Annotated in this window: 14 protein-coding genes; 4 read left to right on the top strand and 10 right to left on the bottom strand. The window is 74.2% G+C overall.

Annotated elements, in window-relative coordinates; all coding sequences use genetic code 11:
* Positions 1-8: 8 nt before the first annotated feature.
* From FXF52_RS10880 to FXF52_RS10865, 4 genes are all read right to left on the bottom strand, one after another.
* On the bottom strand, positions 9-527 hold the full coding sequence (locus tag FXF52_RS10880; protein WP_148796057.1) for a hypothetical protein: 519 nt from the start codon (positions 525-527) through the stop codon (positions 9-11).
* Between the two features lie 126 nt (positions 528-653).
* The gene (locus FXF52_RS10875) at positions 654-842 is read right to left on the bottom strand and encodes a DNA repair protein (RefSeq protein WP_148796055.1); all 189 of its coding nucleotides are present in this window, start codon (positions 840-842) and stop codon (positions 654-656) included.
* Positions 843-906: 64 nt separating this feature from the next.
* On the bottom strand, positions 907-1,935 hold the full coding sequence (locus FXF52_RS10870) for a sensor histidine kinase KdpD (protein WP_148796053.1): 1,029 nt from the start codon (positions 1,933-1,935) through the stop codon (positions 907-909).
* Positions 1,928-2,623: a response regulator transcription factor gene (locus FXF52_RS10865; protein ID WP_148796051.1), complete on the bottom strand. Its 696-nt coding sequence runs from the start codon at positions 2,621-2,623 to the stop codon at positions 1,928-1,930. The genes FXF52_RS10870 and FXF52_RS10865 overlap by 8 nt, the downstream gene beginning before the upstream one ends.
* A 135-nt stretch (positions 2,624-2,758) precedes the next feature.
* On the opposite strand from FXF52_RS10865, the gene FXF52_RS10860 reads away from it, so the two are divergent.
* Positions 2,759-3,424: a GNAT family N-acetyltransferase gene (locus FXF52_RS10860; protein WP_148796048.1), complete on the top strand. Its 666-nt coding sequence runs from the start codon at positions 2,759-2,761 to the stop codon at positions 3,422-3,424.
* A 199-nt stretch (positions 3,425-3,623) separates the two neighbouring features.
* Here the strand turns inward: FXF52_RS10860 and FXF52_RS10855 are convergent, their stop codons facing one another.
* From FXF52_RS10855 to FXF52_RS10840, 4 genes are all read right to left on the bottom strand, one after another.
* Complete coding sequence (locus FXF52_RS10855; RefSeq protein ID WP_148796046.1) at positions 3,624-4,331, bottom strand: TetR family transcriptional regulator; 708 nt, start codon at positions 4,329-4,331, stop codon at positions 3,624-3,626.
* Positions 4,264-4,764: a thiol-disulfide oxidoreductase DCC family protein gene (locus FXF52_RS10850; protein WP_148796044.1), complete on the bottom strand. Its 501-nt coding sequence runs from the start codon at positions 4,762-4,764 to the stop codon at positions 4,264-4,266. The genes FXF52_RS10855 and FXF52_RS10850 overlap by 68 nt, the downstream gene beginning before the upstream one ends.
* The gene (locus tag FXF52_RS10845) at positions 4,761-5,336 is read right to left on the bottom strand and encodes a hypothetical protein (RefSeq protein WP_255471842.1); all 576 of its coding nucleotides are present in this window, start codon (positions 5,334-5,336) and stop codon (positions 4,761-4,763) included. The genes FXF52_RS10850 and FXF52_RS10845 overlap by 4 nt, the downstream gene beginning before the upstream one ends.
* A gap of 657 nt (positions 5,337-5,993) precedes the next feature.
* A complete protein-coding gene (locus FXF52_RS10840; RefSeq protein ID WP_148796043.1) occupies positions 5,994-7,445 on the bottom strand; it encodes a glycoside hydrolase family 3 protein in 1,452 nt (483 codons plus the stop codon).
* Between the two features lie 122 nt (positions 7,446-7,567).
* On the opposite strand from FXF52_RS10840, the gene FXF52_RS10835 reads away from it, so the two are divergent.
* Positions 7,568-8,743: an ROK family transcriptional regulator gene (locus FXF52_RS10835; protein WP_148796041.1), complete on the top strand. Its 1,176-nt coding sequence runs from the start codon at positions 7,568-7,570 to the stop codon at positions 8,741-8,743.
* 111 nt (positions 8,744-8,854) lie between these two features.
* Here the strand turns inward: FXF52_RS10835 and FXF52_RS10830 are convergent, their stop codons facing one another.
* Together FXF52_RS10830 and FXF52_RS10825 are read right to left on the bottom strand one after the other, a co-directional pair.
* Positions 8,855-9,865 (bottom strand): ABC transporter permease subunit, encoded by a 1,011-nt coding sequence (locus FXF52_RS10830; protein ID WP_148796039.1) that lies wholly within the window; start codon positions 9,863-9,865, stop codon positions 8,855-8,857.
* Positions 9,862-10,881, bottom strand: a complete 1,020-nt coding sequence (locus tag FXF52_RS10825) for an ABC transporter ATP-binding protein (protein ID WP_148796037.1) — start codon at positions 10,879-10,881, stop codon at positions 9,862-9,864. The genes FXF52_RS10830 and FXF52_RS10825 overlap by 4 nt, the downstream gene beginning before the upstream one ends.
* A 27-nt stretch (positions 10,882-10,908) precedes the next feature.
* Between FXF52_RS10825 and FXF52_RS10820 the strand changes: the two genes are divergently transcribed.
* Together FXF52_RS10820 and FXF52_RS10815 are read left to right on the top strand one after the other, a co-directional pair.
* A complete protein-coding gene (locus tag FXF52_RS10820) occupies positions 10,909-11,808 on the top strand; it encodes an ABC transporter ATP-binding protein (protein WP_370517931.1) in 900 nt (299 codons plus the stop codon).
* A gap of 17 nt (positions 11,809-11,825) precedes the next feature.
* A complete protein-coding gene (locus tag FXF52_RS10815; protein ID WP_148796035.1) occupies positions 11,826-12,725 on the top strand; it encodes a ribokinase in 900 nt (299 codons plus the stop codon).
* The last annotated feature ends 2 nt before the right edge of the window (positions 12,726-12,727 follow it).

Below are 12,727 nucleotides of genomic sequence, written 5' to 3'. Positions count from 1 at the left end.
CGGCGACGTCAGCCGGCGGTGGGGAAGCCGTACCGCTCGGCGTGCTCCGGGTCGGCCGGGTCGATCTGGCGGATGCCGGCGTCGGCCAGGCGCTTGTTGACCTCGTCGAGGCGCTCGCGCACCAGCCGCGCCTCCTCCTCGGTGACCCGGCCGCGATGCGGCTTCCCGGCGTGCTCGAGGGTGCCGTAGTCGATCTTCTCCGCGCTCCGCCGAGCCTTCGGCGGCTTGACCCGCTCGGCGGTACGCAGGAGCTGCGCCATGGGCACGTCGGTGGCCATCGCGTCGAACTCGCTGGCGGTCAGCACCACCCGGCGCGGCTCGCCGCCGCCGTGCCTGTCGTGGATCTCCACCACGGCCACGTCCAGCGCCGCGTCGTCGATGCTCTCCACCTCGACCGGGGTGGCGTCCAGCTGCACGGGCCCGGCGACCAGGTCAGGGTGCTCCAGCACGACGACCTTGACCACCTCGTCGTCGGCGCCCAGCACCGTGCCACTGAAGTCGGAGACGTGGATCGTCTTCTTGCCCATGCGCGGAGCTTCTCCTGTCGTAGACCGGGATTTCGGACCACAAGACGCTACCGCACACATGTGCGAAGAGCCCGGGTGGAGCGCCCGGGTGTGTCGTCGCTTTCGCCCCCGTCCGCCGGTGGGACGTCAGCGGGTGTTGAGGCCGTGCCGGGTCGAGGCGCCGGCCGGCAGCGCGTTCAGCTGGGCCCAGGAGAGCCGCCCACCGCTCCGCGCCTCCCGGTACGCGGGCTGCGCCGGAAACTGCCCGGCCGGCCCGTCCGCCGGCCAGCTGCGCTCAGTGTCCTGCTGGTACCGGTCATTCGGCTGATTCGGCATGACCATTACCGTCCCAAAGAAATTTGTACATGCATGGAAATGGATATGACGCAGCGCCGATGCGTCAGGTTCCCGCCGCCGGGAGCCGGACGATGAATCGGCAGCCGCCGGCGACGTTCTGTACGTCTACCCGCCCGCCGTGCGCGTCAACCAACCCACGGACGATGGCCAGCCCCAGCCCGCCCGTCGCCTCGACAGCGCCGTTGCCCGGGCGCGGGGTACGCGCCGGTTCGCCCCGGAACGCCACGTCGAACAGGCGGGGCAGGTCCGCCTCGGGGATGCCGCCGCAGGTGTCCGTCACCGCCAGCCACGCGGTGTCGGAGTCGCCGCCGGCATCCACCCGGACGGTGCCGTCGTCCGGGGTGTAGCGGACCGCGTTGAGCAGCAGATTGCCCACCACCCGGGCCAACTCCGGCTCGCTCGCGGTCACCGTCGGCCACCCCGACTCGGCGGCCACCAGCCGGATCCGCCGGGCGGCGGCCAGCGGCGCGGTGCTGGCCAGGGCGTCCGAGACCACGTCGCCGAGCGGCACCGCGGACAGCGACAGCCGCAGCGCGCCCGCGTTGATCCGGGAGAGTTCGAACAGGTCGTCCACCAGCCGGGTCATCCGGTCGGTCTCCACCCGGATCCGGCGGTGGTACTCGGCCACCGTCTCCGGGTCGCCGACCACCCCGTCCTCCAGCGCCTCGGCCATCGCCCGCAGCCCAGCGAGCGGGGTGCGCAGGTCGTGCGAGACCCAGGCGACCAGGTCCCGGCGGCCCTTCTCGATCCGCCGTTCCCGCTCCCGCGCCTGATCCGCCCACACCGCCGCGGCGGCCAGCCGGCGGCCGAAGAGCCAGCCGACCGCGAGGCTCACCACCGCCGCAGCCGAGACGGTGATCAACACCACCTCCAGGTCGTGCGGGGAGAGGAACATCGCCTCGGCGACCACCGCTACCCCGGCGACCACCGCCCCCACCGTGACGGCCAGCAGCACGACGATGTGCCCGGTGATCGACCGGCCGCGCAGCAGCCGCAGGGCGACCGCGCCGACCAGCCCGACGCCGAGCGCCGCGAGCAGCGCCACCCCGAAGATCAGCGCCAGGTCACGCATCGCCCGACTCGTACCGGTAGCCGACGCCCCAGACGGTGACGATCCGGCGCGGGTTCGCCGGATCCGCCTCGATCTTCTCCCGCAGCCGTCGCACGTGGACCGTCACCGTGGACTGGTCGCCGAAGCTCCACCCCCACACCCGCTCCAGCAGCTCGGCCCGGCGGAACGCGCGCGCCGGATGCCGCATCAGGTGCACCAGCAGGTCGAACTCCCGCAGCGTCAGGGTCAGCTCCCGGCCGTGCAGCCGGGCCACCCGGGGCCCGGTGTCCACCACCAGGCCGTCGTCGGCCAGCACCTCCGGGGGTACGTCGACCGGCTCACCGCCGGCCCGCCGCAGCACCGAGCGGACCCGCAGCACCAACTCCCGGGGGGAGAACGGCTTGCTCAGGTAGTCGTCCGCGCCCAGTTGCAGGCCGAGGATCCGGTCCGCCTCGTCGCCACGCGCGGTCAACATGACGATCGGTACGTCGTCCGGCCGCTCCCGCAGCCGTCGGCACACCTCCAGCCCGTCCAGCACCGGCAGCATCAGGTCGAGCACCACCAGCTGCGGCGGCTGCCGGGCCACCGAGGCGAGCGCGCTCGCCCCGTCCCCGACGTGGCTCACCGCGTAGCCCGCGTGCTCCAGGTACCGGCAGACCACGTCGGCGACCGTCCGATCGTCGTCGACCACGAGCACCCGCTGCGCCACCGCGTACCTCCCGTCGTCGGGCCAGCGTATCGACGGGTCGGGTAGTCGATCTATTGCGGGTTCCTTACGAACGGATCGGCCGGGCGTACCGTGATCACGACAGGGCGTGCGGCCGGGCGAGGAGGTGTGGCCCCGGTGCTGGACCGGCGGTTGTTCCTGCACCTGGCGACCTGGCTGGGGCAGTGGCCGGCCGGCCCCGGGCTGCACGTGGTCCGCTCACACCGCCGGGCCCGGCCGGCCTGGGACGGGCGGCTGCGGCCGGCCCTCGCGGTCGCGTCGCCCGACTGCGCGATCCTCTCGGTGCCACCCGACCGGGTTCCGGCGGTCCGGGCCCTGGTGCCCGCGCGGTCGGTCGAGGAGCTGCTGCCGGCCCTGCCGGCGGCGGTCGGGCTGCCGGAGTTCACCACCCACGCCGGCCGGTTCCGGTGGAGCACCGCCCCGGCGCCGCTGCCCGACGCCGGCGAGTGGATCCCGCCGACCGCGCCCGGTCTGCCGCCCTGGCTGCGGCTCTTCGACCAGGAGGTACTGGTGGTCCGCGACGCCGGCGGCCGTTACCTGGCCGGCGCGGGGATCAAGCGGCACGACGCGTACGGGCACGAGCTGGCCGTCGGCACGGTGCCGGGCGCCCGGGGCCGGGGCCTGGCCCGGCGGCTGGTGGCGCAGGCGGCCCGGCGGGTGCTCGACGAGGGGGCGGTGCCCACCTACCTGCACAACTTCGACAACCACGCCTCGGCGCGGGTGGCCGAGGCGGCCGGCTTCCCGGACCGGGGCTGGACCTCGTACGGCGTCTTCCCCCGCTGACCGGTGAGCCCGGCGCGCGGGTGGGCGCGGACCGTGGATCCCGGGCCGGATCCACGGTCCGCAGCCTCTCCTCCCAGGTCCCGTCATGGGTAACGCTAAGTGTCGGCGAGGTGCCGGAGCAAGTGGTGATCGGCGGTTCGGTGCTGTCCGGTAGTGGACTTGACCTGCGGGTTTACTCCGGGCGGGCCGCCTCGGCGGGTCAGTGACGCAGGGTGTGGATGAGGGTGAGCACCTGGCGGGTCACCGGACGCAGCACGCGCAGTCGGGACAGCCCGACCAGCCGGTCGACCAGCGGCACGGCGCCGTCGATCAGCTGCCGCGTCTTCAGCTGCCCCGGCGAGCGGTCGTGCACCCAGTAGAGCACCACACCCATGTACGCGAGCCAGAGCAGCTCCGGCAGCGCCGGCCGTAGTTCGGCGTCCACCCGGGCGGTGGAGCCCTCCACCACCTCGCGGAAGAGCGCGATCGACGCCTCCCGGGGCTCCGACGACTCCGCCGAGAACGGGCTGAGTGGCGAGGTCGGCTCCGCCGCCGTCTTGAAGAAGGTGGCGGCGAACGAGTGGTACGGCGTCAGCACGTCCACGCCGGCGTGCAGCACCCCGGCCAGCCGGGCGGCGAAGTCCCGCTCCCGGGCGAGCACCGGCGCGGCCGCCGCCCGGTGCTCGTGCTGGGTGCCCGTGTAGAACTCCTGGATCAGGTGTTCCTTGGAGCCGAAGTAGTAGTAGGCGTTGCCCACCGCCACGCCGGCCTCCTGGGCGATCGCGCGCATGGTGGTGCGGGCGTAGCCCCGCTCCCGGAACAGCCGCATCGCGGTCTCCAGGATCAGCTGCCGGGTCTGCTCACCCCGGGCCGTCGCTCCGGTGGTCGGGCCATCCGCACCGGTCGTCGCCGCAGTCTGCTCGGTCATCGTCGTCACCGTATCCCGGGTCCGGCCAGGGCTGGCGGACCAGTTCGCGTACCGAGGAGGCGGTCGCCACCACCCGCCGGGCCAGCGGCAGCAGGTCGCGGCGGGCCAGCCGGTCCGCCGTCCGGCGATGGTCGGCCAGTGCCCAGAGGCAGGCGAACCAGGCGCCGTCGCCCGCGTACACCGCGCCGGTGTCGGCCACCACGGTCAGGTCCCGCAGGGTCGCGTCGTGGTCCAGCCCAGGGAAGCGCCGCCGGGCCTCCGCCGAGCCGGCCGGCACGAACTCCAGGGGTACGAGCTGAGCGCGCGACGCGAGCCACTGCCGGGCGGCCCGGCAGAGTGGGCAGTGCGCGTCGTAGAGGACGGTGAACCAGCGGATCCCACCGGCCCCGTGCCCGGTGGGATCCGCCGGTTGCCCGCTCGGCAGGAGCGTCATCGCACCGGAGGCGTCGGGCCGGCCGGTGGCGTGGGCCCGGTGGGCGGCGTCGGGCTGGTCTGGGGCGCCGGGCCGGTCTGGGGCATCGGGCCGGTCTGGGGCATCGGGCCGGTCTGGGGCATCGGGGTGGTCTGGGGCATCGGGGTGGCGGGGTTGACCGGCCGGGCGCCGGGCTGGGCGGGCAGGTAGCCCACCGGGGCGAGCGGCGGGTGGGCGGCGGCCTGCTGCTGGCGGAGCCGGCCGCGCCGGTACCGGCCGAGCGCGAAGACGTTGAAGAAGTGCAGCGCGCCGAGGACCAGCAGCACCCAGCCCACCTTCATGGACAGTTCCTCCAGCGCCTGGCTGGTGGTGCCCACCGCGTCGGCCTCCTTCATCGCCACCGTCACGTAGCCGAGGTTGAGCAGGTAGAAGCCGACCACCAGCAGGCTGTTGACCGCGTCCGCCAGCCGCTTGTCGGCGAAGACGTCTTCCAGGAAGACCAGCCCGTTGCGGGACAGCGCCCGGGCCACCCAGATGGTCAGACCGATGCTGACCGCGAGGTAGGCCAGGTACATCCAGACCTTCACGTCCATCTCGTCGCCCTTCTTGAACGCGTTCAAATCGAGGTCGCGCTCAGCGTACGACAGAATTTGAACGCGTTCAAGAGAGGGTGATACCAGGGCCCGGCCGCGGGGACGGGTCGCCGGCCGCGCCGGAGCGGGCGGCCGGCGAAGCGGAACCAATCCGTCAGCGGGGTTCCTGTCGCGGCGCTACGAACTTGATGACGTGAACGCATCGGCCCGACGGAGGTTGTCCTCGTCGGGCCCTGTCGAGCTGATGGCGTGAACGACTCGGCCACGGCGACCGGGCTGAATCGTTCACGCCATCAGGTCTGTAGGGGCCGAGCAGGGACCCGACCGGCGGCCGGCGTGCTCGCCCTCGGGCTGCTGGTGGCCGGGGTGGCGCGTCGCCCCACGAACGCTCATCGGGCTGGCGCCCGCGAACCGCGGAGGCGGCGGCCACGCCACGTGGGTCGCCCGACACGACGACGCTCGATCCCGGCTGCGCCGACGCGGCGGCGCGGCGCCGGGCGGGGGCGACATCGCAGTTGCGGTGGCAGTTGGCGCGTCTGGTCAGCCTGGTGGTGCTCACGGACCGAGCAGCGGGCCCGGTCCGCGCTCGGCGACGACCGCTGCGGTGAGGCGGCTCAGCCGGCCAGGCCGAGCCCCCACCGCTGCGGTGGGGCCGGCTCAGCCGATCAGCCCGAGCACCTCCGCCGCCGCCCGGCCGTTGGCGTGGCTGGCGCCGTAGGTGGTGACGAAAGCGCGGGCGCCGACGGGCCGCCAGGCCCCCGGCCAGCCCATCTCCACCACGGTCACCGGGTGCGCGGCGGCCAGCGCCTCGACCAGTTCCCGCGCTCCGGGCAGTCGGTGCAGGTGGCGGCCGACCAGCACGATGGGCCGGTCTCCGGCCTGCCGGCGCAGCTCCTCCGGGTCGGTCTCGCCCGCGACGGCGCGGACCTCCTCGGCTCGGGCGAGGTGCGGCCCGAGGCCCCACGGCACCCGCCCTTCGGCGATGGTGGAGGCGGCGTGCACCTGCACCACCAGCGGCGCGGTCAGGCCGGTGACGTCGCCCTCGACGCGTACCGCGCGCAGCGCGGCGGCGTAGCCGAGGCCGTCCGGGCCGGGGGTCGGCGTGCCGGCGGCGCCGGTCCAGGCGGCCAGTTCGGCGGCCCGGCCGGCCGCCTCCTCGACCCGGGCCCGGTCCAGCCGGCCGTCGCCGAGCGCCCCGACGATCTCCTCGACCACCCGTTCCACCAGGTCGGCGTCCACCTTCGCGCCGATGCAGAGCAGGTCCGCCCCGGCGGCCAGGGCGCGTACGGCGGCCGGACCGACCCCGCCGGCGGCCAGCGCCGCCCCCTTCATCTCCAGCGCGTCGGTGATCACCGTGCCGGTGAAGCCGTACTCGTGGCGCAGGAGGTCGACCAGGACCGCCCGGCTGAAGGTGGCCGGACCGTCGCCGGTCAGCGCCGGCACCCGGATGTGCGCGGTCATGATGGCGCGTACTCCGGCGTCGACCACCGCGGCGAACGGCGGCAGGTCCCGCTCGCGCAGCACCGCCGGGGGCACGTCGACGGTGGGCAGTTCGTAGTGCGAGTCGGCGACGGTCGCGCCGTGGCCGGGGAAGTGCTTGGCGCAGGCGGCGACCCCGACGGACTGCAGGCCGGTCACCGCCGCCGCCGAGTGGGCGGCCACCCGGACCGGGTCGGCGCCGAACGAGCGGGTCCCGATCACCGGGTTCTCGTCGGCGGTGTTCACGTCGACGGTCGGCGCCAGGTCGAGGGTGATGCCGAGCGCGGCCAGTTCGGCGCCGATCGCCGCGTACACCTGCCGGGTCAGCGTCGCGTCGTCGACCGCGCCGAGCGCCGCGTTGCCCGGGTACGGGCTGCCGGTGGCGTGGGCCAGCCGGGTGACGTCGCCGCCCTCCTCGTCGATCGCGATGATCGCGTCCGGGCGGCCGGCCCGCAGTTCGACGGTGGTCGCCGCCACCTGGGCCGGGTCGTGGATGTTGGTGCCGAAGAGGGTGTGTCCGGCGAGTCCCTCGGCGAGCAGGTCCACCGCCCAGTCGGGCGGGACCGGGCCGGGGTACGCGGCCAGCAACGTGCCCAGCGCCAGCCGGCGAAGTCCTGGATCCAGGCCCACGAGTCTCCCCTTTCCCTGCCGGGTCGTCCGACGACTCCGGATCGGGGTGGCCGATACGCTAGCGGACACCCTCGGCAGGACTTTTGTGGTTAGCAAACTTTACTGAAAATAGAGGACCTGGCATGAGTGCGACCCGGCTGCCCGGCACCCCCCGCCTGTTGCGGGCGCTCAACGACCGCGCGGCGCTGGAACTGCTCCTCGAACGCGGGCCGCTCACCCGGGCCCGGCTCGGCGAGCTGACCGGGCTCTCCAAGGTGACCGCGTCCCAGCTCGTGGAGCGGCTGGAGGAGCGCGGTCTGGTCACCCGGGTCGGCGAGCAGGCCGGCGGGCGGGGCCCGAACGCCCAGCTCTACGCGGTCCGCCCAGGCAGCGCGTACGTGGTGGGCGTCGACGTAGACGCCGAGCGCGTGGTGGCGGCGTGCGCCGACATCACCGGCGCAGTGATCGGCCGGGTCGAGCAGTCGACGAAGGACACCGACGACCCGGTGGGTGTGGTGCACAACGCGGTGGTCGAGGCGGCAAGCAGCGCCAGCGCGGAGCTGTCGAGCGTACGGCGGGTCGTGCTCGGCACCCCCGGCCTGGTGGACCCGGGCACCGGCGACATCACCTTCGCGTTCAACCTGCCGCGCTGGCACCGTGGCCTGCTCGCCGCGCTCCGCGAGGACCTGCACACCCCGGTGGTCTTCGAGAACGACGTCAACCTGGCCGCCGTCGCCGAGGCCCAGTCCGGCGCGGCGCAGGGCGTCTCGGACTTCGTCCTGGTCTGGGTGGGCGCGGGCGTCGGCCTGGCGATCATGCTCGGTGGCCGGCTGCACCACGGCAGCAGTGGCGCGGCCGGCGAGATCGGCTACCTGCCGGTGCCCGGCGTACCCATTCCGCGGGACGTCTCCAAGCGGGCCAAGCCGGCGTTCCAGCAGCTCGCGGGCGCCGACGCGGTCCGCGCGGTGGCCGCCGAGCACGGCTTCGCCGCCGCCTGCGCGGCCGACGCGGTACGCGCCGCCATCGCCGCCGGCACGACCGGCGGACCGATGCTGGACGAGCTGGCCCGCCGGCTCGCGCTCGGGGTGGCCAGCACCTGCGTGGTGCTCGACCCGCCGCTGGTGGTGCTCGCCGGCGACGTGGGCCAGGCGGGTGGGGCGGCGCTGGCCGAGCGGGTGCAGCACGAGGTCGCCGCGATCACCCTGGTCCGGCCGCGGGTGGTCGCCACCGGGCTCACCGAGGAGCCGATCCTGCGCGGCGCGCTGCGCACCGCGCTGGACGCGGTGCGCGACGAGGTGTTCGGCTCGACGGTCGGCTGACCTTCCGCTCGTCGTCGCCCACCCCGCCATGTGAAGGAATTCTTCACCAGCTGGCGAGCGTCTGCAAGGAGTTGCCGGTGCGGCCCCGCCGCCGGGTCCGCACCGGCCGACTCAGATCAGGTCCCGGCGGCGGAACGCGGCGAACGCGGCCCCGACCAGCACCACCGCCAACCCGAGCAGCACCGCCAGCCCGGGCCGCCAGGTCAACGTGTACAAGCCCTCGCAGAAGCCGGCGGTGTCACCCTGGCAGGCGTGGTTGTCCCAGAACTCGACCTCACCGCTGAGCCAGGCGCCCAGGTAGCTCGAGAGCATCCACCGGTCCGGCCGGGCCGCGTCAAGGATCTGCAGCACCAGCCGCGCGCCCAACTCCCACACCACCACGTACGCGGCCACCGTGCCGAGCGCCGCGGCGGTGTGCCGGCCCAGCGTCGCGATGGCGAAGCCGATCGCCGCGGCGAGCAGCACCAGCACCATCCCCCGCCCGTGCTGGGCACCCAGCGACGCCCAGAACGATCCGTTCACCAGGCCGGGATGCCCGACCGTCTGGCCGATCAGCCAGAACACCGTCAGGTACGCCGCCGAGGCCACCGCGGAGAACACCAGCAGCCCGCCGAGCAGCGTGCCGAGCTTGGCGCCGAGCACCGCCCACCGGCGCGGCCGCCACAACAGCAGGTTGACCACGCCGCCCGAGTTCAGGTCGGCGCCGATGTAGGAGGCCCCGACCAGGAAGCCGAACAGCACCAGGAACGCGACCAGGAAGTAGAGCAGCGGCTTCGCTTCGGTGGCGAAGACGAACACCCCGCTGAGGTAGTCCGCCGTGGTCGGCAGCTTCTCCATCCGCGCCGGGTCCACCTCGGCGCAGTCCTTGGGCACGTAGTCGTGCTCCTCCGGTTGCACCGTCCCGGCCTTGATGGCCAGGCACCGGTCGTGCGTCGCCTCCAGCTGCGCGATCTGCTCCGCGGCCTGCGTCCGGGCCCGACTCAGCTCCTCCGTCGAGGGCTTGTGCGAGCCGGCCAGCGTGGTCGCGGCGGTCACCGCGAAGGCGACCAGCAGCAGCACCACCATCAGTTGCACGAAGCGGCGGGCGGTCAGCCGCTCCAGCTCGGCACGGACCAGGTTCACGCGTCCACCTCCTGGTTCTCGCGCGCGTCCAGATCGATCACCACGTCGTCCGGGTGGCCGGCTGGGCGAACCGACCCGTCCACCTGCCGGGGCACCGCCGGGTGCGGGGTGGTCCCGGTCAGCTCCAGGAAGACGCTCTCCAGATCGGGGCGCAGCGGGATCAGCTCGCGCACCCAGAGACCCTGCTCGCCCAGCGTGCGAGTGATCAGCTCCGGCTCGTCCACCCCGGCCACCACCAGGTGCTCCGGGTGGACGGTGACCGCCATGCCAGCCTCGGCCAGCAGCTCCACGGCCCGCTCCGGCTCGGCCACCCGGACCTGCCACTCGTGCTGGTCGAAGCCGGCCAGCACCTCGTCCACCCGCCCGTACGCCACCCGCCGGCCCCGGCTGATGATCGTCACGTGGTCGCAGATCAGCTGGATCTCGGCCAGGATGTGGCTGGACAGCAGCACGGTCACCCCGGACGCGGCGAGGGAGCGCATCAGGTCCCGCATCTCCCGGATGCCGGCCGGGTCCAGCCCGTTGGCCGGCTCGTCGAGGATCAGCAGCTCCGGGTTCTTGAGCAGCGCCGACGCGACCGCCAGCCGCTGCTTCATGCCCAGCGAGTAGCCCTTGACCCGCTCCTCGCTCCGGTCCCGCAGGCCGACCTGCTCCAGCACCTCGTCCACCCGGCTGGTGGGCACGCCCCCGGCCACGGCGAGCAGCCGCAGCGTGCGCCGGGCAGTGAAGTTGCCGAAGAACTGCGGGCTCTCCACGATCGCGCCGACCCGCCCGGACACCTCCGGCAGCCGCTCCGGGGAACTCGCCCCGAGCACGCTCATCCGGCCGCCGTCGGCCCGGACCAGCCCGAGCAGGGCGCGGAGCGTGGTGGTCTTGCCCGAGCCGTTCGGCCCGAGGAAGCCGTGGATCTGCCCCGACTCGACCAGCAGGTCGAAGCCGTCGACGGCGACCCGGCGCCCCTGGCGCAGCGAGTGGAACGCCTTGTGGAGACCGGCGATCTCGATGACCGCGGTCATCCCCGCGGCTCCTGGAAGGTGTCGGGCATGAACCATCCTCCGGGTGTGGTGACCAACGACACGGTGCCCCACCCTATGGCGGCGACCCCGCCCGTGGGGGGCACCTCGCGGGCCGCGTGGTTGGATGGACCGGTGACTGATGACCTGGATCTGGTGGTCAGCCTCGACGGGGTCGGTGTCAAGCGCTCCGGCAACGCGCTGCTGCACGACGTCGACTGGCGGGTCGAGCTGGACGAACGCTGGGTGGTGCTCGGCCCGAACGGCGCCGGCAAGAGCACCCTGCTCAACCTGGCCGCCGGCCGGCTGCACCCGACCACCGGCGCCGTGCACGTCCTCGGCGAGCGGATCGGCCGCACCGACGTCAACGAGCTGCGCACCCGGATCGGCCTCTCCACCGCCACCCTGGCCGAGCGGATCCCCGCCGACGAGCGGGTCACCGACGTCGTGGTCACCGCGGCCTGGTCGGTGGTGGGCCGCTGGCGGGAGAGCTACGACCGCACCGACGAGATCCGCGCCCAGGCGTTGCTGCGCCAGCTCGGCGTCGCCCACCTCGCCGAGCGGGCGTACGGCACGCTGTCGGAGGGGGAGCGCAAGCGCGTGCAGATCGCCCGCGCCCTGATGACCGACCCGGAGCTGCTGCTCTTCGACGAGCCGGCCGCCGGGCTCGACCTGGGCGGGCGCGAGGACCTGGTCGCCCGGCTCGCCGAGCTGGCGTACGACCCGGACGCCCCGGCCCTGGTGCTGGTGACCCACCACGTCGAGGAGATCCCGCCCGGCTTCACCCACGCCCTGCTGCTGCGCGAGGGCGGGGTGGTGGCCCAGGGCCTGCTCGCCGACACGCTCACCGCCGACAACCTGTCGAAGACCTTCGGCCTGCCGCTGGTCGTGCAGCGCGTCGGCGATCGGTGGACCGCCCGCGCCGCCTGAGCGGAGGAGGGAGCAGCGTGCCGCAGACCCGGGTCGCCGTGGTGGGCAGCGCCAACATGGATCTGGTCGGCACCGCCGCCGCGCTGCCCCGCCCCGGCGAGACCGTGCTCGGCAGCGACTTCGTGATGCTGCCCGGCGGCAAGGGCGCCAACCAGGCGATCGCCGCAGTGCGCGCGGGCGCGTCCTGCGTCTTCCTCGGCGCGATCGGCTCGGACGCCTTCGGGGTCACCCTCAAGGCCCGGATCACCGCGGCCGGCGTCGACACCGGCCAGCTCCGGGTGGTGTACGGGGCCTCCGGCGTCGCCCTGGTCATGGTGGGCGGGGCGGGGGAGAACGCCATTCTGGTCACCCCCGGCGCCAACGGCGCGTTCACCGGCCTCACCGAGGGCGAGCTGGACGCCGTACGCGCGGCGGACGTGCTGGTCGCGCAGCTGGAGGTGCCGGTCGAGACGGTGACCGAGGCGGCGGTCGCGGCCCGGGCGGCTGGCACCCGGGTCGTGCTCAACGCGGCGCCGGCCCGGCCGGTGCCGGCGGAGCTGCTCGCCGCGGTGGACCTGCTGGTGGTCAACGAGCCCGAGGCGTACGCCCTCACCGGGCGGGGCCGGGACGAGCCGGACGCGCTGCTCGAGCTGGTGCCCCGGGCGGTGCTGACCCTCGGCGCCGACGGCGCCTGGTACGGCGACCGGGACGGCGCGTCGGTGCACGTCCCCGCGGTGAAGGTCGACGTGGTGGACTCGACCGCCGCCGGGGACGCCTTCACCGCCGCCCTCGCCGTGGGCTGGGGCGAGGGCCGGGACCTGCTCGACGCGGTGCACTGGGCAGCCGCGGCCGGGGCGGCCTGCGCACGCCGGCTCGGCGCGTGGGTGGCGCTGCCCCGCCGAGTGGAAATCGACGAGTTGTACTCCCCGCCCGCCTGACC

This window comes from Micromonospora sp. MP36, from assembly GCF_008119785.1.
In the GTDB taxonomy this organism is placed as follows: domain Bacteria; phylum Actinomycetota; class Actinomycetes; order Mycobacteriales; family Micromonosporaceae; genus Micromonospora.
This window is presented reverse-complemented; position numbering and strand designations above follow the sequence as displayed.